Source organism: Shewanella sp. GutDb-MelDb (assembly GCF_002836075.1).
Lineage (GTDB): Bacteria > Pseudomonadota > Gammaproteobacteria > Enterobacterales > Shewanellaceae > Shewanella.
In genome coordinates this window covers 50,819-74,251 of sequence record NZ_PJBM01000258.1, presented here as the reverse complement: position 1 = coordinate 74,251, position 23,433 = coordinate 50,819, and the positions used below count along the sequence as shown (strand labels likewise).

Annotated in this window: 20 protein-coding genes; 10 read left to right on the top strand and 10 right to left on the bottom strand. The window is 44.5% G+C overall.

The annotated features are described in order from the left end of the window. Window positions 1-115: 115 nt before the first annotated feature. The 5 genes from aceF to ampD all read right to left on the bottom strand — a co-directional run bounded on the left by aceF (window position 116) and on the right by ampD (window position 7,377). Window positions 116-2,068, bottom strand: coding sequence for a dihydrolipoyllysine-residue acetyltransferase (aceF, locus tag CXF82_RS18770; RefSeq protein WP_102044745.1), 1,953 nt, complete (start codon window positions 2,066-2,068; stop codon window positions 116-118). A 12-nt stretch (window positions 2,069-2,080) separates the two neighbouring features. After that, window positions 2,081-4,747 carry a pyruvate dehydrogenase (acetyl-transferring), homodimeric type gene (gene aceE / locus CXF82_RS18765; RefSeq protein WP_101090696.1) on the bottom strand — a complete coding sequence of 889 codons (2,667 nt, stop codon included), beginning with the start codon at window positions 4,745-4,747 and terminating at the stop codon, window positions 2,081-2,083. A gap of 69 nt (window positions 4,748-4,816) precedes the next feature. Beyond that, window positions 4,817-5,569 carry a pyruvate dehydrogenase complex transcriptional repressor PdhR gene (gene pdhR / locus CXF82_RS18760; protein WP_101090697.1) on the bottom strand — a complete coding sequence of 251 codons (753 nt, stop codon included), beginning with the start codon at window positions 5,567-5,569 and terminating at the stop codon, window positions 4,817-4,819. Window positions 5,570-5,889: 320 nt separating this feature from the next. Further along, the gene (gene ampE, locus CXF82_RS18755; protein WP_101090698.1) at window positions 5,890-6,741 is read right to left on the bottom strand and encodes a beta-lactamase regulator AmpE; all 852 of its coding nucleotides are present in this window, start codon (window positions 6,739-6,741) and stop codon (window positions 5,890-5,892) included. 93 nt (window positions 6,742-6,834) lie between these two features. Further along, complete coding sequence (gene ampD, locus CXF82_RS18750; protein ID WP_102044744.1) at window positions 6,835-7,377, bottom strand: 1,6-anhydro-N-acetylmuramyl-L-alanine amidase AmpD; 543 nt, start codon at window positions 7,375-7,377, stop codon at window positions 6,835-6,837. Between the two features lie 508 nt (window positions 7,378-7,885). Between ampD and nadC the strand changes: the two genes are divergently transcribed. From nadC to mutT, 9 genes are all read left to right on the top strand, one after another. Beyond that, a complete protein-coding gene (gene nadC, locus CXF82_RS18745; RefSeq protein WP_101090700.1) occupies window positions 7,886-8,770 on the top strand; it encodes a carboxylating nicotinate-nucleotide diphosphorylase in 885 nt (294 codons plus the stop codon). A 1,726-nt stretch (window positions 8,771-10,496) separates the two neighbouring features. Then, window positions 10,497-10,931 carry a pilin gene (locus CXF82_RS22720; protein WP_374702378.1) on the top strand — a complete coding sequence of 145 codons (435 nt, stop codon included), beginning with the start codon at window positions 10,497-10,499 and terminating at the stop codon, window positions 10,929-10,931. A 105-nt stretch (window positions 10,932-11,036) separates the two neighbouring features. After that, on the top strand, window positions 11,037-12,746 hold the full coding sequence (gene pilB, locus CXF82_RS18735) for a type IV-A pilus assembly ATPase PilB (RefSeq protein WP_102044743.1): 1,710 nt from the start codon (window positions 11,037-11,039) through the stop codon (window positions 12,744-12,746). Window positions 12,747-12,865: 119 nt separating this feature from the next. After that, window positions 12,866-14,137 (top strand): type II secretion system F family protein, encoded by a 1,272-nt coding sequence (locus CXF82_RS18730; protein ID WP_102044742.1) that lies wholly within the window; start codon window positions 12,866-12,868, stop codon window positions 14,135-14,137. Between the two features lie 86 nt (window positions 14,138-14,223). Continuing rightward, window positions 14,224-15,135, top strand: coding sequence for a prepilin peptidase (locus CXF82_RS18725; protein ID WP_102044741.1), 912 nt, complete (start codon window positions 14,224-14,226; stop codon window positions 15,133-15,135). Between the two features lie 459 nt (window positions 15,136-15,594). Further along, window positions 15,595-16,200 (top strand): dephospho-CoA kinase, encoded by a 606-nt coding sequence (gene coaE / locus CXF82_RS18720; protein WP_102039886.1) that lies wholly within the window; start codon window positions 15,595-15,597, stop codon window positions 16,198-16,200. Between the two features lie 8 nt (window positions 16,201-16,208). Beyond that, window positions 16,209-16,943 carry a cell division protein ZapD gene (zapD, locus tag CXF82_RS18715; RefSeq protein ID WP_101090705.1) on the top strand — a complete coding sequence of 245 codons (735 nt, stop codon included), beginning with the start codon at window positions 16,209-16,211 and terminating at the stop codon, window positions 16,941-16,943. A 51-nt stretch (window positions 16,944-16,994) separates the two neighbouring features. Next, window positions 16,995-17,222: a DNA gyrase inhibitor YacG gene (gene yacG, locus CXF82_RS18710; protein ID WP_101090706.1), complete on the top strand. Its 228-nt coding sequence runs from the start codon at window positions 16,995-16,997 to the stop codon at window positions 17,220-17,222. Then, the gene (mutT, locus tag CXF82_RS18705) at window positions 17,219-17,614 is read left to right on the top strand and encodes an 8-oxo-dGTP diphosphatase MutT (RefSeq protein WP_101090707.1); all 396 of its coding nucleotides are present in this window, start codon (window positions 17,219-17,221) and stop codon (window positions 17,612-17,614) included. Before yacG ends, mutT begins: the two co-directional genes overlap by 4 nt. A 106-nt stretch (window positions 17,615-17,720) precedes the next feature. Here the strand turns inward: mutT and CXF82_RS18700 are convergent, their stop codons facing one another. After that, window positions 17,721-19,118 (bottom strand): M16 family metallopeptidase, encoded by a 1,398-nt coding sequence (locus CXF82_RS18700; protein WP_374702379.1) that lies wholly within the window; start codon window positions 19,116-19,118, stop codon window positions 17,721-17,723. Between the two features lie 77 nt (window positions 19,119-19,195). Continuing rightward, window positions 19,196-20,527 (bottom strand): M16 family metallopeptidase, encoded by a 1,332-nt coding sequence (locus CXF82_RS18695; RefSeq protein ID WP_102044739.1) that lies wholly within the window; start codon window positions 20,525-20,527, stop codon window positions 19,196-19,198. A 399-nt stretch (window positions 20,528-20,926) separates the two neighbouring features. On the opposite strand from CXF82_RS18695, the gene CXF82_RS22395 reads away from it, so the two are divergent. Further along, window positions 20,927-21,097, top strand: a complete 171-nt coding sequence (locus CXF82_RS22395; RefSeq protein WP_157822901.1) for a hypothetical protein — start codon at window positions 20,927-20,929, stop codon at window positions 21,095-21,097. Window positions 21,098-21,124: 27 nt separating this feature from the next. Here the strand turns inward: CXF82_RS22395 and CXF82_RS18690 are convergent, their stop codons facing one another. The 3 genes from CXF82_RS18690 to CXF82_RS18680 all read right to left on the bottom strand — a co-directional run bounded on the left by CXF82_RS18690 (window position 21,125) and on the right by CXF82_RS18680 (window position 23,327). Beyond that, entirely contained in the window at window positions 21,125-22,096 is a 972-nt protein-coding gene (locus tag CXF82_RS18690) for an eCIS core domain-containing protein (RefSeq protein WP_145991705.1), read from the bottom strand. Window positions 22,097-22,167: 71 nt separating this feature from the next. Beyond that, entirely contained in the window at window positions 22,168-22,812 is a 645-nt protein-coding gene (locus CXF82_RS18685) for a class I SAM-dependent methyltransferase (RefSeq protein WP_102039888.1), read from the bottom strand. Window positions 22,813-22,967: 155 nt separating this feature from the next. After that, entirely contained in the window at window positions 22,968-23,327 is a 360-nt protein-coding gene (locus CXF82_RS18680) for a hypothetical protein (protein ID WP_257982820.1), read from the bottom strand. Between the last annotated feature and the right edge of the window lie 106 nt (window positions 23,328-23,433).

Genomic DNA, 23,433 nt, shown 5'->3' with positions numbered 1-23,433 from the left:
CCATGAAAGATCAACAGACCCTTTGTAGGTGACCGCATTTTAACCTTTGTTTGATACTGATCACAATCCTAGTCGTAATAGAAAAAAGGCTGCTCATCATGAGCAGCCTTCAACTTTACAAAATAAGCGTGCGAATATCACTGAGGACGGTTGAAAGCATGACGCTGAATCGTGCCGCCATCGCGCCATCAATAACTCGGTGATCGTAAGATAATGACAACGGCAACATTAACTTAGGTTCGAAGTCTTTACCGTTCCATTTCGGCTTTATTTCAGATTTAGACACACCTAAAATGGCCACGTCAGGGTAGTTAACGATAGGCGTAAATGCCGTACCACCAATGCCACCAAGGCTTGAAATAGTGAAACAGCTACCTTGCATATCAGCAGACTTAAGCTTGCCGTCACGCGCACGGAGTGAGATGTCCATCAGCTCACGTGAAAGTTCAATAATACCTTTCTTATCGACATCACGCACCACTGGCACCATAAGACCGTTCGGCGTATCAACCGCAACACCAATATGGAAGTACTTCTTCTTGATCAACGACTCGCCATCAGCACTTAAGCTTGAGTTAAATACTGGGAACTCAGCTAGCGCTTTAGCAACCGCTTTCATCATGAAGACTAAAGGCGTGATCTTATAATCCGCTTTCTTCTTCGCAGCAATCGCGTTTTGATCTTTACGGAATGCTTCCATTTCAGTGATATCGGCTTCATCAAACTGCGTCACATGGGGAATAGTCACCCAGTTACGATGCAAATTAGGACCAGATATTTTCTGAATACGACTTAACGGCACTTCTTCAACTTCGCCAAACTTAGCGAAATCAACTTTAGGTGCAGCAATCACGTTTAATCCGCCAGCGCCACCCGCTACAGCAGTAGCGGCCGATGCTTTAGGACGACTGAGCTCATACTTGATGAACGCTTGAACGTCTTCTTTCAGAATACGACCTTTACGACCCGAACCTGTCACCTGAGTTAAGTCAGCACCAAATTCACGTGCTAAACGGCGCACTGCAGGTGAAGCATGTACAGCACCTGTTTTAGGTTGACTACCTGCACTTGGGTGATGCGGAACGGGTGGCTTGCTTACTGCAGGAGCTGGAGCAACTGCCACTGGAGCCGGAACACTTGCTGCAGGAGCAGCGGCAACTTGCGCGGTAGAAACCGCTTCAATGGTCGCAATCACGCTACCTTGAGATACCTTGTCACCGATTTTAACCGTCAGGCCAACCAGTTTACCGGCAACAGGTGCAGGCACTTCCATGGTCGCTTTGTCTGTCTCAAGCGTGATTAGACCTTGATCGAGCGTCACTTCATCGCCAATGGCAACCAGAACTTCAATCACGTCGACATCTGCTGCATCACCAATATCTGGTACTGCAATCTCTTGCACAGAGCTAACGGCAACAGTCGTGGCTACAGGAGCCTCAACCGCTGGAGCTGATGCTGCCGGAGCGGCATCACCCACTTCGAGTGTCAGTACTAAAGACCCCATCGAGACCTTGTCACCCAAGGTCACTTTAAGTGCTTTAACGATACCCGCTGAAGGTGCAGGCACCTCCATGGTCGCTTTATCTGTCTCTAAAGTAATCAAGCCGGTGTCAACATCAATCTTGTCACCAACAGCCACTAGGACTTCAATAATCTCAACATCGCTTGCATCACCGATATCAGGAACCATCACGTCAATAATTTTAGTACCACCAGCAACCGGAGTAGCAGGTGCAGCTACTGGAGCTGGAGCTGGAGCTGGAGCCGGAGCTGCAACTGCTGCAGCGACTGGCGCTGGAGCCGATACTTCAACTGCCGGTGCTGCACTTGCTGCGGTAGACATCATCGCAATCAAAGTACCTTCTGATACGGTATCGCCTACTGCCACTTTAAGCTCGCTTAATACGCCAGCAAAAGGTGCAGGAATATCCATGGTCGCTTTGTCGCTTTCAACCGTGATAATTGATTCTTCTGCTGCGAGCGTATCGCCTACAGCAACACAGATTTCGATAATCTGAACGTCATCACCACCGATATCAGGAACCAAAACTTCTTTTAATTCAGCCATTTTGTTTCCCTCTTACGCGTACTGTGGGTTGATCTTGTCAACATCGATACCATATTCTTTGATGGCTTTGGTAAGCACATCAACAGGTAGCTCGTTACGATCAACAAGCGCTTTAAGTGAAGCAATAACGATAAACTTAGCATCAACTTCAAAATGATGACGTAGGTTCTCGCGGCTGTCACTGCGGCCGAAACCGTCGGTACCCAGCACTTTGTAATCTGTTGGGATATAAGCGCGTAGCTGCTCACCGTAAATCTTCATGTAATCTGTGGCTACAATCGCCGGCGCATCGCTAGATAACACTTCTGTGATATAAGGCACTTTTGGTGTTTCAGTTGGATGCAGCATGTTGTAACGCTCTGCCGCTTGGCCATCACGTGTTAGCTCATTGAAGCTAGTAACACTGTATACGTCAGTAGAGATACCGAAGTCTTTAGACAGTGCAATTGCCGCTTTACGCACTTGCTCTAGAATGGTGCCACTGCCCATTAACTGGACTGCGCCTTTACCGCTACCTTGAAGGGTTTCTAGCTTGTAGATACCTTTAACGATACCTTCCTCGCTGCCTTCAGGCATTGCTGGTTGCTCGTAGTTTTCGTTCATTGTAGTTAAGTAGTAGAAAACATCTTCCTGCTGCTCACCATACATACGACGAATACCGTCTTGAACCACAACCGCAATTTCATAACCGTAGGTTGGATCATAAGAGATACAGCTTGGAATCGTGTTAGCCAACACATGGCTGTGACCATCTTGATGCTGTAGACCTTCGCCGTTAAGCGTTGTACGACCCGATGTACCACCAATCATAAAGCCACGCGCACGCATATCACCTGCAGCCCAAGCCATGTCGCCAATACGTTGGAAACCAAACATTGAGTAGTAGATATAGAACGGGATCATTGGCGTGTCGTTAACAGAGTAACTCGTTGCCGCAGCGACCCAAGATGACATAGCACCTAGCTCGTTAATCCCTTCTTGCAGTACTTGACCGGTTTTATCTTCACGGTAGTACGCCACTTGATCTGAATCTTGTGGGATGTACTTTTGCCCTTCGTGAGCATAGATACCTACCTGGCGGAATAGACCTTCCATACCAAAGGTACGTGCTTCATCAGGGATAATCGGTACGATTTGCTTACCAATTTTCTTGTCTTTAAGCAGTGCAGTAAGAATACGCACAAATGACATTGTGCTTGAAATTTCACGGCCGTTTGAGCCTTTAAGTACCGAATCAAAGATCTTCAATGATGGCACTTCAATCTCACCAGAGAACTTCTGACGACGTGAAGGGATAGCACCATGTAATTCTGCGCGGCGCGCTTGAAGATATTGAACTTCTTCTGAATCGGCACCTGGATGATAGAAAGGAATATCTTCTAACTGATCATCACTAATTGGGATATTGAAACGATCGCGGAAGTATTTAAGGGAATCAAGGCCCATTTTCTTCACGTTATGCGCGATGTTTTTGCCTTCACCAGCATCACCCATACCGTAACCTTTAACGGTTTTAGCAAGGATAACGGTTGGACGGCCTTTAGTATTTTTAGCGTGCTGAAGCGCAGCAAAAATCTTCACTGGATCATGGCCACCACGGTTTAGACGCCAAATGTCATCATCTGACATGTTAGCCACCATTTCAGCAGTCTCTGGGTACTTACCAAAGAAGTGCTTACGCGTATAAGCGCCACCTTTAGCTTTACAGTTCTGGTATTCACCATCAACGGTTTCTTCCATCAACTGCAATAACTTGCCGCTAGTATCACGGGCAAGTAGTGGATCCCAATAACGACCCCAAATCACTTTAACCGCTTCCCAGCCTGCGCCGCGGAATTCGCCTTCAAGTTCTTGGATTATCTTACCGTTACCACGCACAGGACCATCAAGGCGCTGTAAGTTACAGTTAACGATGAAGCAAAGGTTATCGAGCTCTTCACGTGCAGCAAGACCGATAGCACCTAATGTTTCAGGCTCATCACACTCACCATCACCTAAGAAGCAATATACCGTTTGCTCAGAGCAATCTTTAATACCACGGTCAGTCAGATACTGCAGGAAACGTGCTTGATAGATAGCTTGGATAGGACCTAAACCCATAGATACCGTAGGGAACTGCCAGTAGTCAGGCATTAACTTAGGGTGTGGGTACGAAGGCAGACCTTTACCATCAACTTCCTGACGGAAGTTATTCATCTGATCTTCAGTGATACGCCCTTCAAGAAAAGAACGTGAATAGATACCAGGAGCAATATGGCCTTGGAAATAAACCAAATCGCCGCCGTCTTTTTCATTTGGACCGCGGAAGAAGTGGTTAAAACAAACGTCATAAATGGTTGCACTAGAGGCAAAGCTTGAGATGTGACCACCCAGCTCCAGATCTTTCTTAGAACCACGTAGCACCATCGCCAACGCATTCCAACGGACGATAGCGCGAATACGGCGCTCCATCTCCTGGTTGCCAGGCATATGTGGCTCTTGGCCTGAAGGAATCGTGTTCAAGTAAGCGGTCGTCGCTTTATAAGGTAGATGAGTACCATTACGACGGGCTTTATCAATCAACTTTTCTAATAAGTAGTGCGCACGTTCAGGGCCTTCTTGCTCTAATACCGCTTGCAGTGAATCTACCCATTCTTGAGTTTCTAGTGGATCTAAATCGTGTAGCATATGTTCAGACATGACGCTGTCCTTCCCTATATACATTAATAATAATGAATTATATGAATAAAGTGGTGTTTGACTTAGTCCCTAAGCACCACTTTTTAAGCGGCGCAGACTACGCTGCAACCGGCTATCTTCTTCTCTTACAGACAACATCACTTCTTCAATGTAACTTAAGTGTTCATTGGAAGCTTCTCGGGCTGCTTCAGGATCACGACGCACGATAGCAGCGAGCAAAGCTCGTCTGTGCTCGTTCGCCATAGTAGAGGCTTCTTCGCGTCGGCTTAAAAGCTCTAAGTTCTGTGCCACGTTTTTATGCAGCACAGGAGATAAACTTAAGACAAGGTGTAGCATCGCCACGTTATGAGATGCTTCGGCGACTGCACGATAAAAACGTACAATTGAATCTGCTTGCGCTTCTATCTCTTCTGCTGTTTCCACTTCTAATATGCAACGCTGGATATTTTGCATATCAGCGTCGTTACCACGAAGTGCAGCAAAATAAGCCATCATGCCTTCAGTGGCATGACGAAACTCCAGTAAGTCGTACTGACTTTCTGAATCAGAATGCATTAACTCAACGATGGGATCGGCAAGACTTTGCCATAACTGTTCTTTTACATAGGTACCGCCACCTTGGCGACGCATCAACAAGCCTTTTGCTTCTAGCTTTTGAATCGCTTCACGCAAAGAGGGGCGTGAAACCTCAAACTGCAGCGCCAATTCACGTTCAGGTGGAAGCTTCTGCCCTGGTTGAATACTGCCTTCCAGGATCATCTGTTCCAACTGACCCATGATGACGTCAGATATTTTTGGCTGGTTTATTTTGCTATAAGCCATATGGCCTCAGCTCCTATTGTAAATTGGTCTTACCAATTTCATTAACTGAGCGCACTTTATCAAATCACACTTTATATGTCTAGTTAGTGATCTGCATCATATTCATGCGCGATGTGTGAGCATAGCTGATTTTTTTCAAGATGGGGTCAGACCAATGTTCCAATTAGCTGATTGTTGTTGAGCAACGCGTCAAACCGTGGTTCATTAACGCCTCACGGAAACATCCGCAATGATATAAGGGTCCCGAATAAAAAGAGGGCTACCGTTATATAGCAAGCCCTCTTATCCAGCACATTTTAGGCTACGAGTTGCTATCGTATTTAACTCACGACACCAAAAATAGTCATCAGCGATAATACGGTAATAAGCAGTATGAAATTACGCTTACTGAGCTGTAAAAGTGCAATGGTCGATTGCACGCAAACGGGGGCAGAAGAGGATTCTGGCAGCGTTTCTGCTTTGGTAGCCACTTTAGTAATAATGTCTCTGGCAGCCGTTTTAGGGTTAAAAGCCAGACTAATCCAAGATGAAATAGCCAGTCTAAAGTGACCACTGAGTACATAACCAAAAGCAAAGATGCGACTTGGAAGCCAATCTAGAATAAATAACAGCGTATCAACCAAGGGTAATTCAAGATCGCGATTACGATTCTCTTCACTGTAAAAGCGCACAGTACAATACAGTACTGAACCCACCGGGCCGAGCAGAATAAGATACAAAGCAATGGCACCGTAATAACGGTAGTTTATCCAAGCCACGCTCTGGCCGACACGTTCACCAAGATCTTGCTCACTGACGGACTCGAGACACGTACTCGAATCCAGCTCTGCAGCATAGTTAAAACAGGCCTGCGAATCACCACGACAAGCCGCTTGAATATAGCGTTTAAACGCTTGTCTTTGCTGGTTATGACTAAAGCATAACACTGCAATTGCCACCCACAGCACTAAGCTAATCGCGCCCCAGAACATTCCGGATATAAACCAAGAGATGATGTTGATTGATAAAGCTGGTAACAGCAGCGCCAGTGCCATCATAAAGGTTGAGCGAACTTGTTTATCACCAAACAGGGTTTGATGGTATTTAGACAAGATCACATCAAACTGCAAAGCGTCTGGTAACAAGCGCATGCGTTCAACAAAAATTGCGATTAATAATGAAAATAAAGCCATAGATTTTCCACCCTCGATTGCCTAACCTAAAAAGTGTGACCATTTACCGTCAAAGCAGTGCTAGAAGCGCTGCTAAAACAGTTATAAAAAGTGCTAAAGCAACCCTTTAAAACGCTGCCAATCAAAACTGTCACCGGGGTCTGTTTTCCGCCCGGGTGCAATATCGCAATGCCCGACAATGCTGTCAGGCGTTAAATTAGGATAATACTCAATAAGGCTGCGAGCTAGCTGTGCCAAACACACATATTGCTTATCGGTATAATCAATATCGTCTGTGCCTTCAAGCTCAATGCCGATGGCAAAATCATTGCAGCCCGTCCGCCCGTCATACTCAGACACACCAGCATGCCAAGCTCTGTCATCACACGACACATATTGCACTAGCTCGCCGTCACGCCGGATCAAAAAGTGCGCCGACACTTGTAGCCCGTTCAAATCATTAAAACCACTCTGTGCACTCACATCTAAACAGCCTTGAAAAAGCTGGTCGATATAAGGCAAACCAAAATGACCTGCTGGTAAGCTTATATTATGCACCACTAATAAGCTGACCTCATTTAGCGGCCGCGCGTTAAAATGTGGCGATAAACACAAGCGCGCCTGCGTAAACCAACCATCAATAAGAGAATAACGCAAAAACACCCCGATTAACCGACGTAGATAATGCACACTTTATCAGGTTTATCCCTATGAATATAGCAGCTAACCTAATCGTAGCGGTCAATCTTTCGGGCTGTTTTTTGAGTTAATAAATTGAGCTAAGCTGTTGTTAAAATTCAAAGCTTTAATGTAATACATCTAGGCTTAGCCACATCAATAATAGCCGCTCTAGTCAGCCCAATGTTAGCGCTTTCACGCTGTTAAAGTTGATGACTGTAGACCCGCTAAACGACTCAGCCTTACTAAAACGGCAAACCAAACAGTGGTAAACGGTCGTATAAAACGGTGCTTAAACCACCGCGATGAAACTAGCACCAGAAAATAACGTCATGAAAAAGCGTCCCCAATAAGCAGCATAAAAAATGTATTCATCTAAAACATTCAAACAATATTGCTAGGCTATATCACAAGGCTTTATGTTAAGATTACAGATATAAAATACACTTATTCCATTGCTACATTTAGTCAGTAAGGACAGCCTAAGATGCTTGAAAATGACATCCGACTCTCAGTCAAAGCCGCACTAGACGAAGATTTAGGCCATCAAGATGACCACTCCAATCTATCTTTATCACAACGTTTCGATGCCGATATTACCGCGCAGCTCATCCCTGCAGACAAAATAGCCCAAGCCACGCTAATAACGCGTGAAGAGGGTGTTTTTTGTGGTAAAGCATGGGCCGAGCAAGTATTTAATCAACTCGGTGGTAATGTCGCCCTGCACTGGCATGTGGACGATGGCGATTTAGTGGTGCCAAACCAACTATTATGTGAGCTAGAAGGACCAGCACGCGCTATTTTGACCGGTGAGCGCACCGCAATGAACTTTATTCAAACGCTTTCTGGTGTTGCCACATTAACCAAGCATTATGTCGATCGTCTATCGGGGACGCATACGCACCTGTTAGATACACGCAAAACGATTCCAGGGCTCAGAACCGCGCAAAAATATGCAGTTACTTGTGGTGGCGGTAAAAACCATCGTATTGGGCTATTTGATGCGTTCTTAATTAAAGAAAACCACATCATGGCCTGTGGCAGTATCGCCTTAGCGATTGCTGCTGCTCGAGCGTTACATGCTAATAAGCCGGTCGAAGTGGAAGTTGAGAGTATCAATGAGCTAACTCAAGCATTAGACGCAGAGTCAGATATCGTCATGCTCGATAATTTTGATGTCACCATGATGTTAGAAGCGGTAGAGCTCAACAATGATTACAAAGCCAAAGGCATGGGCGTAAAGCTTGAAGTCTCTGGCGATGTGACACTCAATACCATTAGCGACTTTGCCAAAACCGGTGTCGACTATATTTCCGTCGGGGCCCTCACCAAACACGTGCGCGCGTTGGATCTATCTTTAAGACTTAAATAGCACCGACATGGCATTGATATAGTGTTGATATAGTGTTGATATAGTGTTGATATGGTATTTATTGAGCACTCAATATAAAGAAGGTCCTAGCGACTCATCGCTGAGACCTTTTTGCTTTACCCCTAACACTCACTTTCATCTCAGCAACTATTCTTAGCCCTATCTCGTCACGTGCAATGTCACTCCTCACTCGACTCAAGCAAGACTCAAGCAGTTAAGCGTAACAGCTGAGTTAAAGCAGTATTTCATTTTCCAATTAAACAGCTCAATAAACAACCTAATCAAAAGCACAAATCAATAGACCAAAGCAGAACAGTATTGGACTGATTTTCTGATGACTAATTAATGTTCTAATGACCATTTTTTTAATGACTATTCTCCGAATCACTAGTTATCTGATGAATAATTAAACAAAACTAACCTTGGGATAACAACGACCCATTCAGCGCCATTATTAACCGATCTAAATCGGTTGCTGATATAAAGTAACTATAATTAGACAAGCATCAATACCGCTTAAATAATAAGCACTCTATGGTTTGTTGTTTATTATTTGTGCTTTCATCCCGACTTCAGCTAAGTGATAAAACATAGATCCAGTTTTAATAGCATCAGCAGCTAATAGCGTCAGCGGCCCAATATCAAATTCGGCCGAGTGGTACCTAGGCTCACTAGTCACAGCATATAACCTCATATAGAGGATATTGTACTGACGGTACAAGGCGTATTGGGAGCATAAATTGCAGCAGTTATTTACGGCTGAATAACCCGCAGCTCAATTTATACTGGCTAATGCAATGTACTTTGACGGCCCTTTATGTTGCGAAAAAGTAAACAAAAAGATCGCGATTTTATATAAAAACAGCCTGAGAATATTCACTTACTGGGTTAACGTCAGATGTCGAAAATAAGACATCTATTGCAGTATTAAAACCACAAATAGCCCGCATAGCTTCAGCGCGCTCTAAATTACCTCAGCCTATTCCATGCGTCGTAAAAATGACGTTTTGTCATAATTCGTCAATAACCCTACGACTGCCAATATACTGTTATCACTTTTTAGTAGCAAAAACGCAACTTATAGATTAATTATCCGTTATATTGCAACTTTGTCGTCATTACCTATTCCAATTACATTAACTTTGTACTAACTTTGCCTATAGACAAACTGGCAGCTACACCAGCGTGTTATTTGTTTGCTATTGACTGCTATCGAGTACGGTAAAATGTGCTTTATCTCAAGTTACTATATAGCGCTTAAGTTATTCTTGGCGATATCAACAAATGAGAATGCTCAAGGCACCATCAAGTAAGTAGCATATTGCATCAGCCGAGTAGATTGAATTAGTGCTTTAGGTTCAACAAAAGAGAGCCCCAAAATATCGCGCAGATACGTTGGGACTAACTTTTCGGACAACTTGAAAAACTGACATAAATGAAGTCACCAAAAGCGGCTTTATTCATGTAGTAGCTAAAAGAAAGTCAGCAAGTAAAAGTTCGAAATGAAGAGTAATAAGAATTAATAACAAGATAGACACTGACACCTTAAGTCGCGCTATCAGTCAACATCGGTAGATAGGTCTTTTTTTAAAACCTATACCACGTGGCTCATAGCTTTGGATATTGCGACACGCTAGCGCAGGAGCATCAAGCAAGGTTGAAGCGCTATTAAACTAAGCCGCTGCCATAAACCACGCAGTCTTAAAGCTTTCTAATGGAGATAGACATGAACAATTTGATGAATAGAGCGATGAACAAATCACAAATGAACAACGCTAAAGGCTTTACCCTAATTGAATTGATGATCGTTGTGGCGATTATCGGTATTTTGGCAGCGATCGCATTGCCTGCTTATCAGGATTACATCGCCAAAGCGAATGCTACCAGTGCAGTCTCTACATTGAGCGGCTCTAAAATTAAAGTGGCTGAAAGGTTCTCAGTTGAAGGCGTGATTAGCTGCCAAGCAAGAACAGCGGCTGCTCCTGTTACCGCTTTAACCGCTATTGAACATTGCGCAACTGGAACTACTGGTGCGCTTGAATATACAGTTAGTGGCATTAAAGCAACATTAACACCTAGCACAGCAACAACAGGCATAATAACTTGGACATGCGCACTCTCAGGCACTGGTGCTGTAGCAATCAAAAACTGTACTATATAGCTTTAATAGCGAACTAAGTTCAGACAGAGCAGAATGCTGGATGTATCAGTTTCTGCTCTGATACTTTAAAGTGAATACTTCTGCTAACACAATTTCAGGGTTATTATGCCTACAACGGGTCTTCATTTAGGTCTATCAACCCTGTTTATTCGCAAGCAACTGCTGAGTGAAGAGCAAATTGCGTCAGCAATAACCACGTCTCGTAAAAACCACTGCTCTCTTGTGAGTACCATCATCAAGCAACAACTGGTATCGGCTAAAACCATCGCTGAGCTTTGCTACGAAGAGTACGGCACGCCGCTACTGGATCTCGATGAGTTTGATATTGCCGCCATCCCCGATGAATTTCTTAATAAAAAGCTGATAGAGAAGCATAAATGCTTGCCGCTGTTTAAGCGCGGGAATCGACTCTATATCGCCACGTCCGATCCTACCAATATTGCAGCGCTGGAAGATTTTCAGTTCAGTGCAGGTCTGCATGCCGAAGCGATTTTAGTTGAAGATGACAAACTCAATAAAGCTCTTGAAAAGGTGTTAGAAGAGGATATTAGCGCGCTTGATTTAGACGGTATCGATGAAGAAGCTTTAGCTGGCATTGAAGTGACCGATACCAATAAGCGTGATGAAGAGCAAGCGGGGAATGGCAAAGATGACGCGCCTATTGTTATCTATATCAATAAAATTCTCACCGATGCCATTCGTAAGGGTGCATCAGACTTGCATTTTGAGCCCTACGAGAAGCGCTACCGCATCCGTTTTCGCATCGATGGCATTTTAAAAGAGGTCTCTGAGCCTCCCGTCAACCTGTCAGGGCGTATATCGGCGCGCTTAAAGGTGATGTCAAAGCTTGATATTGCCGAGAGAAGAGTGCCGCAAGATGGCCGCATCAAGATGAAGATGTCGCGCACTAAGTCTATCGATTTTCGTGTCAGCACCTTGCCCACCATTTGGGGCGAAAAGATCGTAATGCGCATCTTGGACTCATCTTCGGCGCAACTGGGCATTGAAAAACTCGGTTACGAGGATGACCAAAGACTGATGTACGAAGAGATGCTCAGCAAGCCGCAAGGGATGATACTGGTCACCGGCCCCACAGGTTCCGGTAAAACCGTCTCCCTTTACACAGGTCTGAATATTCTTAACACCGAAGAGCGTAATATCTCTACCGTCGAAGATCCAGTAGAGATAAACCTCGAAGGCGTTAACCAAGTTCATATTAATTTAAAAGCGGGGCTGACTTTTGCCTCGGCGCTGCGCTCATTTTTACGTCAAGATCCCGATGTGGTGATGGTTGGTGAAATTCGAGATCTAGAAACCGCCGAAATCGCCATTAAGGCAGCGCAAACCGGTCACCTAGTATTATCGACCCTGCATACCAACTCTGCCGCGGAAACCCTCACCCGTCTAATCAATATGGGCGTGGCAGGTTATAACATTGCCAGCTCGGTTAACTTAATTATTGCCCAGCGCCTATCAAGACGATTATGCCCAGCCTGTAAAGTACCGGAGATAATCCCCGAGGATGAGCTGCTTAAGCTTGGCTTTAGCCAGCAACAGCTAGCTGAGGGTATTACCCCGCACAAACCTGTCGGCTGCGAGCTTTGCTCTGGTGGTTATAAAGGCCGCGTCGGTATTTATGAAGTGATGAAAATGTCCGATGAAATTGCCCGCACCATCATGGAAGGCGGTAATTCACTGCAAATTCTCAAACAAGCTAAATCACAAGGGATGCGCGATTTGCGCGATTCAGGGCTGTTAAAGGTGATTCAAGGCGTAACCAGTATTGCCGAGATCAACCGCGTCACCAGTTTCTAAGCTTTTCATTTAAAAGTTTTTTATTTTTGAGATTTTTTGTCTAAGCATTATTTTTTGAAATTTTATACAAGTAGACCAAAGCCAATAATAACACTAACTAAAGAGCACCAAGGGCACCAATGGCTATTGCAAGCAAACAATCTAAGCAAATTAGAGATAGAAAGAAAAAGCAAAAGAGTCAACCCAAGGTAGTCACCTACACGTGGGCTGGTGTCAGCCGCGATGGCCGCCGCACCAGTGGTGAGCTTCGCGGCGTTTCTAGCGCAGAGATTCGCGCCCAACTAAAAGCTCAAGGCGTTATCCCCAAAGCCGTACGTAAAAAATCGGCGCCGCTGTTTACATCAGAAAAAAAAATCAAACCCATGGATATCGCCATGGTCACCCGCCAAATAGCCACCATGTTGGCGGCCGGTGTACCGATTGTGACCACGCTGGAACTGCTTGGCAAAGGTCATGAAAAACCTAAAGTGCGGGAACTACTTGCCACGATTGTCAGTGACGTGCAATCGGGCATTCCATTGTCTGACTCGCTCAGACCACATAGGCTTTACTTTGACGATCTGTATGTTGATTTGGTCGCCGCGGGTGAGCACTCAGGATCACTCGATTCAGTATTTGATCGCATCGCCACCTACCGTGAAAAGTCCGAAGCACTGAAATCGAAAATAAAAAAGGCCATGTTCTACCCAGCAGCAGTGGTTATCGTGGCCGTCATCGTCACTGCACTCTTGTTATTATTTGTGGTACCACAGTTTGAATCGATATTTCAGGGTTTTGGCGCGGAGCTGCCTGCATTCACCCAAATTGTTGTCAACCTGTCACGCGGACTGCAAGCCTCTTGGTATCTGTTTGTGATTGCGATTGTCGCGGCTTTATGGACCTTTAGGCGCGCTCACCGTAATTCGCAACTGTTTCGTGATAAGGTCGATGCCCTCGTGTTGAAAATCCCTATTGTTGGCGAAATTTTACATAAGGGCGCCATGGCCAAATTTGCTCGTACGTTAGCGACAACGTTTGCCGCTGGTGTGCCGTTAATCGAGGGTTTAGAGTCCGCTGCCGGTGCTTCTGGTAATGCGGTGTATAAAAAAGCGGTGCTTAATATTCGCACCGAAGTGATGTCGGGCATGCAGATGAACGTGGCGATGCGCACTACCGGGCTTTTCCCAGACATGATGATCCAGATGGTGATGATTGGTGAAGAATCAGGTTCCTTAGATAACATGCTCAACAAGGTCGCCAATATCTATGAGATGCAGGTCGATGATGCCGTTGATGGCTTATCAAGCTTAATTGAACCGATCATGATGGTGGTGATTGGTACTGTGGTCGGTGGGCTGATTGTGGCTATGTACCTGCCTATATTCGAATTAGGTGATGTTGTTGGCGGGTAGCCACATTAAACAGCTTTATTTGAATAACCGTTATCACAAAAATCGATATAAATAACTTATATCAATAACAACATAAAGAAAAAATAATGACAGAATTAGTTACCATTTTTAACCAGCACCCTTGGTTATTTGTTGCGCTTAGCTTTGTATTTGCCGCCGTTATCGGCAGCTTTTTGAACGTGGTGATCCATCGATTGCCGGTGATGATGAAACGAGACTGGCAACAGGAGTGTAATCATTACCTAGCCGAATATAAGAAATCAGTATTTGAACAGAACGAAAAAGCCCTCAACGCGCCTATTGATGCTTTTCCAGAAAAGTACAACTTGGTGGTGCCGGGCTCTGCTTGCCCAAAGTGCAAAACCAATATTAAGCCAATGCATAACTTGCCCATACTCGGCTGGCTGTCATTAAGGGGCAAATGCGCGGCTTGCAGTAATCCCATATCGGCACGTTATCCGATTGTTGAACTGCTCACTGGCGGTTTAGTCGCCTTTCTTGCTTGGCATTTCGGCCCAACACCTGAATTTGTATTTACCAGCATACTGACCTTTGCACTTGTGGTTCTCACAGGTATCGACCTTGATGAAATGCTGCTGCCAGATCAAATCACGCTGCCACTATTATGGCTAGGCCTGATCTTAAACTTGAGCGGAACGTTTGTGCCAATGTCAGATGCCATTATTGGTGCCGCCGCAGGGTATTTGAGCCTCTGGAGTGTTTTCTGGGGCTTTAAGTTGCTCACAGGTAAGGATGGTATGGGTTACGGCGACTTTAAGCTGTTAGCGGTGTTTGGCGCATGGTTTGGATGGCAAGTATTGCCATTGGTGATATTGCTTTCGTCATTAGTTGGCGCCATTGTTGGCATTACCATGATTGCGTTTAAAAAGCTTAACCAAGGCACCCCAATCCCCTTCGGGCCTTACATTGCTGTCGCGGGCTGGATTGCAATGATATGGGGAGAGTCAATTACCCAATGGTACATATCGACGTTATAACGCTTTTAGGTTCTAGCAAAGACGGTAAAATCTTAGGCGAACGGCCTTCGTCACTATGGAACGCTTCGCTTACGGCGAAAACTAGAAAAGAGAAAAGCGACGGCATAAAATCAACATCAAAAACCAAAGGGTGTTTTCTGTTGATTTCCTAGCAGGACGTAGTCCGTCCTAGCAGTGAGCAGGCAACGTCCTAGTACCTAGGACCTTCTCTGCTTTCAGATAAGACGGTAAAATCTTAGGCGAACGACCTACGGCACGTGACTTCGTCACTATGGAACGCTTCGCTTACGGTGAAAACTAGAAAAGAGAAAAGCGACGGCATAAAATCAACATCAAAAACCAAAGGGTGTTTTCTGTTGATTTCCTAGCAGGACGTAGTCCGTCCTAGCAGTGAGCTGGCGAACGTCCTAGTACCTAGGACCTTATCAACCTACAAAATCCAATAGTGAGATAGCTAAAATGGCTGATTATATCGTAGGGCTAACGGGAGGGATCGGCAGCGGTAAAACCACGGTGGCGAACCTGTTTGCGGACCTTGGCGTCACCTTAGTGGATGCCGATATTGTAGCGCGAGAAGTGGTCAGTATCGACTCTGAAGGACTCAATGCAATTGTGAGCCATTTTGGCGACAGTATCTTGCTCAGCGATGGTAATTTAGACCGCTCCAAGCTAAGAGAGCGTATCTTTAATCACAATGACGAACGCTTATGGTTGAATGGCTTATTGCACCCGTTGATCCGAAAAACCATGCTGGAAAAATGTAAAGAAGCACAATCAAATTATGTAATTATGGTTGTTCCCTTGCTATTTGAGAACGGGTTAGATAGGTTAGTGCATCGTACACTTTTGGTGGATATTTCACCGGAGCTACAACAGCAGAGAACCATTGCGCGAGATGCGGTGTCTGCTAAACAAGTAAAAAATATAATAGGCAGTCAGGCCACTAGAGCCGAGAAACTGTCACAAGCTGATGATGTCATAGACAATCATGGAGAGGTATCAGCGTTAAAGTGCAAGGTAAATGCACTAAACACACTTTATTTAAAATTATCAAGTAGTGCTTAAATAACGCCATGACTGATTTGATCTATGAACAACCGCTCAACGAAAAAATACGCCGCTATTTACGGTTAGAGTATTTGGCTGAACAATTGCAGGCCAACTTAGATCATGACCACCAGCACCGCTGCTTCTATCCTCTATTCTCACTATGTGAACTCACCGAGCGCTGCGATTATCGTGGTGAAGTGCTTAAAGACTTAGACAGGCAGCTTTTTGCGTTGTCTAAATGGCAATCTCTACCCACTATTGATAACGCAGAGGTCGAAACGTATATCGACAAACTCAGTGTAGCGCGAGAGATTTTACAAGTTTCGCAGCGCACCGGTATGCAGTTAAAGCAGGATCGCTTTCTTTCAGCACTTAGACAACGCTTTAACATGCCTGGTGCAAGCTGTAACTTTGACCTGCCGCAACTGCATTTTTGGCTGGCTAAACCTTGGGAAACTCGTCAGGCTGAGTATCAAGAATGGATGAGCCAGTTTGCTTGCCTTCTATCACCGATTAAGTTGCTACTCGACTTAACACGACAATCAACCGAGTATACTGAGCATCAAGCGGTGGCTGGGTTTTATCAAGGCAACAGCGACCAGGCGTTATCGCTGATCAGAGTTAAGCTCGCTGCCGAACAAGGCTGCTACCCTACCATTAGCGGTCATAAAAACCGTTATGCAATCCATTTTGTGCAATTTGATAAACAAAAGCACTCAGATCAATCCTTTCAGTTTCAGATGGCAACCTGTCCTTAAAAGCGATAAAATCGTGGCACCCTCATTTTTGAAGCACTAGCTAATTAAATTATGCCTCTTACTGTAAAATGCCCGACCTGCCAAGCAGAAGTCACTTGGGACAACAATGCTAAATTTAAGCCTTTCTGCAGTGACCGCTGCAAGCTGATTGATCTCGGAGATTGGGCGTCAGAGAAGCACGCGATCCCTGTTAAGCCTGAATTTGATCCCGAGATGCTCGATCAGCTCGGCTACGATGATGCGGACTTCTTTCTCAACGACGATGACAATAAGCAATGAGTAAACAAATTCACGTCGCGGTAGGGGTGATTGAAAACAACGCCAAGCAAATTTTGTTGGCTAAACGTCACGCACACCTACATCAAGGCGGAAAATGGGAGTTTCCAGGCGGTAAGGTAGAGTCTGGTGAAACCACTTCTCAAGCGCTCATAAGAGAGCTTAAAGAGGAGGTCGACCTCAGTGTATCAAGCACTACGCCTATGATGGAGATCCATCATGATTACGGTGATAAAAAAGTCATGCTTGATATTCATTGGGTGACCGATTTTTCTGGGATTGCCAATGGCGTAGAAGGCCAAGAGGTGCAGTGGGTCGCTAAGAAAGATTTAGCCTCATTTGAGTTCCCCGCAGCCAATAAAGCGATTGTCGATAAGATCTTAGCGACAGACTAATTATGTTTTAATCAAAAATTAAGCGTAAAAAAGCCGCGACATTCATCGCGGCTTTTCTTATTGGTAACCTAATCTAAACTCAAAATAATGAGTGTCTGATTATCGGTTAACCACCAAAACCAACATCTTTAATATCAACCTGCTTTACCGTGCCGTATTGCTTAGCAATAGGCGCTATCTTGGCGGCATTGCCAATAATAACAAACTGTAAGTTATCTTTAGGGAAGTAAGTATCGATTAAACGTTTTGACTCTTGCAACGTTAAGCCATCGACCTTTGCCTGAAATTCATTGATAAACGTATCATCGAAACCATAAAGATACATATCCGACATTAGCCCAGCTAACTGGCCACTGGTCTCATACTTAGGCGGAAATTGCCCTTTAACGTAAGCCTTAGCCGAATCTAACGTGGCTTGGTCAATACCTTGCTCCCATAAGCGGTTATAGGTTTTCAAAGCCAAATCGATGGTTTCTTTAGTCGTCCCCGTCTTAGTGAAGGTGCTAATTCTAAAGGTCCCCGCCGCAGAATAAGCGCTAAAGCCCGAACGAGCGCCATAGGTTAACCCTGCATTGACCCTTAATTCATCATTTAGCCATGAAGTAAAACGGCCACCTAATATGGTATTGACTACGGTTAACCCAACAAAATCAGGATTGTCACGGCTTATACCCATGCCGCCCATCAAGAAAGTCGTTTCAACAGCATCGCCTTTATCGACTAACAACACATTGCTTGAATCAAGCTGTGGCAAGCCCTGCTTTAGGTTTAAACGAGTGACTGTCTCAGTATCCTGCCACTTAGCGAATAACTGCTGCAATTTAGCTTTCATTGCCGTTGCATCAAAATCCCCCACGACGCTAATGGCGGTATTTGATGGCTGGTAGTAACTCTTATGAAAAGCACGCAACTGTGACACATTAAGCTCTGCTAGCGAACGACTGTTACCTGACGTGGCATTACCATAAGGGTGGTCAGCAAAAATTAATTTGTCGTAATAACGGCTGATTACAGCGCGAGGACTCTCTTTAGATTGCCCTAATCCGGCGATATCTCTTTGACGCAGCTTATCAAACTCTGTCGCGTCAAAATCTGGTGATAACAGGATACTTTGGATCAAAGGCAGCATGATATCGGCATCTTTTGCCATAAAGTCAGCACTGAGATAGCTGCCCTCTTTACCCGCTCCACTTGAGAGGCTAGCGCCTAAGAAGTCGATCTCTTGTTCTATTTCTAGCTTCGTTTTACCCGCAGCGCCCAACATCAAACTCGCTGCAGTAACCTGCGCGACGCCCGATGTAGTGTCGTTGACCGCACCAGCACGGATAGTCGCATTCACAGTGATTAACGGCACTTCAGTTTGCGGCATAAGATAGATAGTCAGACCATTATCAAGCGTCATTTGCTGATAGGCAGGCATACTAAAACTGCCAGTATCTACAGTGGTGGCTTTCATGTCTGTTGCTGCGCAACCTGTAAGTGCCATAACACTTGCAATGGTCATTGCACTCACAACTTGTTTTGTTTTCGCCACATTGGGCAACCATACCAAAGTACGTGCTCGTGCTGTCGTTAGTGTTTTCATTCGTCAGTCTCCTCAATAGCAGCCAGCACAGCAACGGTTCTATTCGAACGTTTAAGGTAAGTTTGCGCCACACGCTGAATATCAGCAGGCGTTACCTTGTTATAGGCTTGCGGTGCATTGAACAGCTTATCGTAGCTACCAAAAAACAGTTCATACGTCCCTATTGTATTAGCCTTACCATTGATGGTTTCCATCGCTTGATAAAAGCCCATTAACTTAATGTTTTTAACCTTCTCAAGCTCATTTTCAGTCACACCTTCACGCGCAACGCGATTGATCTCAGCAATCATGCCTTTTTCAAGTTCAGTTGCTGTCACGCCAGGATTGGCGACGCCCATCACATAAAATAGGTTGGCATCGAAAGACATTGGCATGTAGGTTTCAACTTCAATCGCGACTTGCTTATCGACCAAGCCTTGATACATGCGTGAGCTATTACCGGTCGTTAAAATAGAAGACAACAGATCCAGTGCGTAATAATCAGCATTTGAAGTCGAAGGCACGTGATAGCCCAACATCACATTGGGTGTACTCACCGAAGCTTTTTGAACATAGACGCGACGTTCACCCTTTTGCAGCGGTTCCACCGTTTTAACTTCTCTTGGCGGGGCTTGTGCAGGAATAGGCGCTAAGTATTGATCCGCAAGACGTTTAACGTCAGCCAATTTCACATCACCCGCAATAACCACGACTGCGTTATTCGGTGCATAGTATGTTTTATGGTATTGAACTAAATCATCTAAAGTCCAAGCGGCAATATCGGACTCATGACCAATCACCGACCAACTATATGGATGCGCTCTAAAGGCAGCGCCTTTAAGCTCCTCTTGCAAGTTACGCCAATTAGAGTTTTCGAGCCCGGTTAATCGCTCTGAGGCAACAACGCCTCGCTCGCTTTCAACCATGTCGGCACTAATATCGAGGTTCTCGATACGATCTGCTTCCAACTCAAAAATGGTTTCAATCGCAGTGGCGGGGAACCAATCGGTATACACCGTTAGATTCTCGGTGGTATCCGCATTGTTTGCTCCACCTGCCGCCTCCATGGTGCGGTCAAACATTTTCGGGCCGTACTTTTTCGCGCCATTGAACATCATATGCTCAAAGAAATGCGATATACCGGTAATGCCCGGTACCTCGTTTCGAGATCCGACCTTCCAAAAAAGGTACATGTTGGCGTTAGGGATTGAACTGTCTTCCAACACCATTATTTTCATGCCGTTATCCAGCGTGAAACTTTGAATATCTTTGGCTTCTGTTGCCTGAGCTGCAGGTGCTGTCAATAGCATACCCACAGACACTAACAATGCCTTTGTATAGCGCTTCATTATTCGCTCCTTGTTTAAGCACTTACGTCATCGTCGCAAGCAACTAAATGACTATAAATATCAGTTTTAATTACCGATATTGACTGATATCAATCGCATTTATTATCTGGTCACTGTTAATGGCTAGAATGCACTTATACCCTGTGGTGAACGCTATAATTAAGGCACTCGTTATCGCCATTCACGTCTGGTATAAACCCATTGATTAACATTAATAAATAGACCACTTACTTAATCTGATTGGTATTATTCAGCTGACATAACAAAGCAAATCGTCGAGAAAATCAAATTAAGCCAGCTTATTATTTGTAACGCTCGGTAAATCAATCGTAACATTGGTTAATAAAAGGTAATGATCAGCGCCGCTAAAATGAAGTTTTTACACTAGGGGGCACTTTTGTGGGTGACGAGATAGAAGGCTTCGAACTTGGTCGTCAATATCTGTTGCCAGTCGACCTTGAGGGTAAAACAGGACAGATCCAATATGGGCTAATTTTAGAAACTGAACACGATGAAACAGAAAAAATGGTGCAAAAGGTTATCTTGCACCACTTATTTACAGAACCCTAAAAATCAGTAATCTATGATGACTGGCGGTTAGTTTTGCTTAAAGACCTGTTCAATTTTGAACAGGATTTTTGGTGATTTCAATTCGGTTTCTTCAATAACCAATAAAGCAAAATTGTCGGCAATAATCTCTTCGGGGTGAATAATATAATTGGTATTACGACCCACTTGGCTAAAGAAGCCCTTTAGCTCAGGCACTGCAACTATTTCAACTGCAGCGGCATCATAAGTGCTTTTGCTAGCTTCAGTATCCCGGCCAACAATGACAAATTCAAAGGTTAGATAATCAAAGAACTCACCGCCCCTTTCAAGATCATATTGCGCAACGTCAGCAAATAAAATGGGAACAACCCACACTGGCTGGTCTTTATAGTTAACTCGTATTGCAAAGTCATTGACCGGTGCGTCGGGGTTAGTGATTTTTTGCTGTGCAAGTTTGCTCGGAAAATCAATATCACCAATATAGTGGTAACCAATCGCGCGATACAATTGCTGTTTAACTTTGGGGTTAAATCGAGAATAAACATGCAACAGTTCATGCGCTAATAACCGTGGAAGCTCTTCTTCATTAGCCACTTGGCGAGCCTGTAAAATTATCGCTTGCCCACGAGTGTAAGCGGCACCGCCCTCCTCTAATCCTGTGGTCTTAATAAACTGAATCGGTTCAGGTAAATGAATATTTAAATCCACTAGCTTAGCGCTAATACTGTCAAATGCCTTAGTGAGCACTGACTGCTCTTGCTCATTCCAATCCATTGTCTGCTGCGCGACAAAAGCAAGGTAATCACTTTTTGACTGCGCATTGGGCTGCTTCATTCTGGCGTCGATATCAAACTGACTCACACGCTGAATGAAATCATCATTTTGGGTCAGCACCAGTGCAGCTTCAGTTTTATTGAGAAATGCAATTGAATAAGGCGCCTTTGCCTGCACAATGCCACTTAATAGCAGCCCAGAGACCAATACTGCGTAACCAATAACACGTGACATTCGATTTATCATATTTATTATTCCGTTAAAATCATGATGGATAAAAAGGGGAAACACTCAGCCGTTAAGTATAACGATTAACCTCAGCTATTAGCGGCTTTTGTCAAAAACACCACATCGGCACCTATCACTTCAAGCGTCCAATTAAACTTGGCCGCGATCCACTCAAATGTTTCGATTGAGTAAAAGTTGATGTGAGTTAAATCTTGCTTATAGTGCCATGTTGAAAATGCGGCTTCACTAATAACACGCTTAGTCATCACCACTAAAATGGCGCCAGGCTTAAGCAATGAGTCTAACGTTTGCAACAATGGCAGTGCATCTGCCACATGCTCAATCACTTCAGTCATAGTGACAAAGTCATACTGGCGACTAAGCAACTCAAGATCGTTAAAGTAGTACAGGTCATAATTGTGAGTTTTGAGCCCTAACTCCGCAGCCATCACACTAATGGTCGGCCCCGGACCACAGCCAAAATCTAACCCTTCTGCATCAGGCTCTACTCGCTCAAATAGCGGATTAATGGCTCGAGCAAGAAATTGTCGATAGCGTTGATCATCAGGATCATTCTGATGTTGATCGTAAATCGCTCTTTCGTCTATCACACTCAATCTAAACGCAGCCGCCACCGAGACTAAATAGCAGTTGTCACAGCGTTGATACGCCCGAACGTTATCCTGATGAAATGCGCTTAAACTTGGTTGTTGGCATAAAGGACATAAACTCAAATGACGTCTCACTACTCAGGTTAGTCTTAGCTATTATTTTGATGATAAGTACCAAGGGGCAGTTTAACTTTCATCGCATATTTGCACTCATACCGCGCTTATTTATTGCTACTGATAAGCAACAGCCACAAAAAGACTAACCTCAACATAATGAGTTAGTCCTTAATAGGTTTAGCCATTTTATGCTCTTTACTCGCCGCTTCCTTTGCCTCACGTAAGTACTTCTCTTCTCTAGATTCACGCCCTTCAAAGTGCTGCTGTGCTTTTTCATACTGCTCACTTTCCCAATCGCTTGGCTCAGCCTTCGACAACAGTTTTTCCTCTTGTTCAGCATGTAAACTGGACGCTTCGCGTGCTTTTTTCAACTGTTCTTGTTCTATTGTCAAAGAGCGCTCTTTAGCTAACTCTCCTTTTTCTGCGAGTGAAGGCTTATCAGCTGCCATGATATTACTACTGAGGCAGCACAAGACAATTGCGTATAACCATGCTGTATAAGGTCGTTTAAGTACCATCATCGAACAAGTCCTTTGATCAGTGTCAGTCAATAATTCACATTCTAACAACAGCCTGGCTCATTTATCGCTTTTTATTTGTGCCGTATGTCTAAGCTCCACAAGTTCA

Excerpts from the sequence above, each read along its gene's own strand:
- coaE (WP_102039886.1), top strand. The coding sequence starts at position 15,595 with ATGGCTGATTATATCGTAGGGCTAACGGGAGGGATCGGCAGCGGTAAA.
- CXF82_RS18690 (WP_145991705.1), bottom strand. The coding sequence starts at position 22,096 with ATGATAAATCGAATGTCACGTGTTATTGGTTACGCAGTATTGGTCTCT.
- CXF82_RS22720 (WP_374702378.1), top strand. The coding sequence starts at position 10,497 with ATGAACAATTTGATGAATAGAGCGATGAACAAATCACAAATGAACAAC.
- nadC (WP_101090700.1), top strand. The coding sequence starts at position 7,886 with ATGCTTGAAAATGACATCCGACTCTCAGTCAAAGCCGCACTAGACGAA.
- CXF82_RS18695 (WP_102044739.1), bottom strand. The coding sequence starts at position 20,527 with ATGAAGCGCTATACAAAGGCATTGTTAGTGTCTGTGGGTATGCTATTG.
- mutT (WP_101090707.1), top strand. The coding sequence starts at position 17,219 with ATGAGTAAACAAATTCACGTCGCGGTAGGGGTGATTGAAAACAACGCC.
- aceE (WP_101090696.1), bottom strand. The coding sequence starts at position 4,747 with ATGTCTGAACATATGCTACACGATTTAGATCCACTAGAAACTCAAGAA.
- ampE (WP_101090698.1), bottom strand. The coding sequence starts at position 6,741 with ATGGCTTTATTTTCATTATTAATCGCAATTTTTGTTGAACGCATGCGC.
- aceF (WP_102044745.1), bottom strand. The coding sequence starts at position 2,068 with ATGGCTGAATTAAAAGAAGTTTTGGTTCCTGATATCGGTGGTGATGAC.
- pilB (WP_102044743.1), top strand. The coding sequence starts at position 11,037 with ATGCCTACAACGGGTCTTCATTTAGGTCTATCAACCCTGTTTATTCGC.
- yacG (WP_101090706.1), top strand. The coding sequence starts at position 16,995 with ATGCCTCTTACTGTAAAATGCCCGACCTGCCAAGCAGAAGTCACTTGG.
- CXF82_RS18700 (WP_374702379.1), bottom strand. The coding sequence starts at position 19,118 with ATGACCATTGCAAGTGTTATGGCACTTACAGGTTGCGCAGCAACAGAC.
- CXF82_RS18725 (WP_102044741.1), top strand. The coding sequence starts at position 14,224 with ATGACAGAATTAGTTACCATTTTTAACCAGCACCCTTGGTTATTTGTT.
- CXF82_RS18680 (WP_257982820.1), bottom strand. The coding sequence starts at position 23,327 with ATGATGGTACTTAAACGACCTTATACAGCATGGTTATACGCAATTGTC.
- pdhR (WP_101090697.1), bottom strand. The coding sequence starts at position 5,569 with ATGGCTTATAGCAAAATAAACCAGCCAAAAATATCTGACGTCATCATG.
- zapD (WP_101090705.1), top strand. The coding sequence starts at position 16,209 with ATGACTGATTTGATCTATGAACAACCGCTCAACGAAAAAATACGCCGC.
- CXF82_RS18730 (WP_102044742.1), top strand. The coding sequence starts at position 12,866 with ATGGCTATTGCAAGCAAACAATCTAAGCAAATTAGAGATAGAAAGAAA.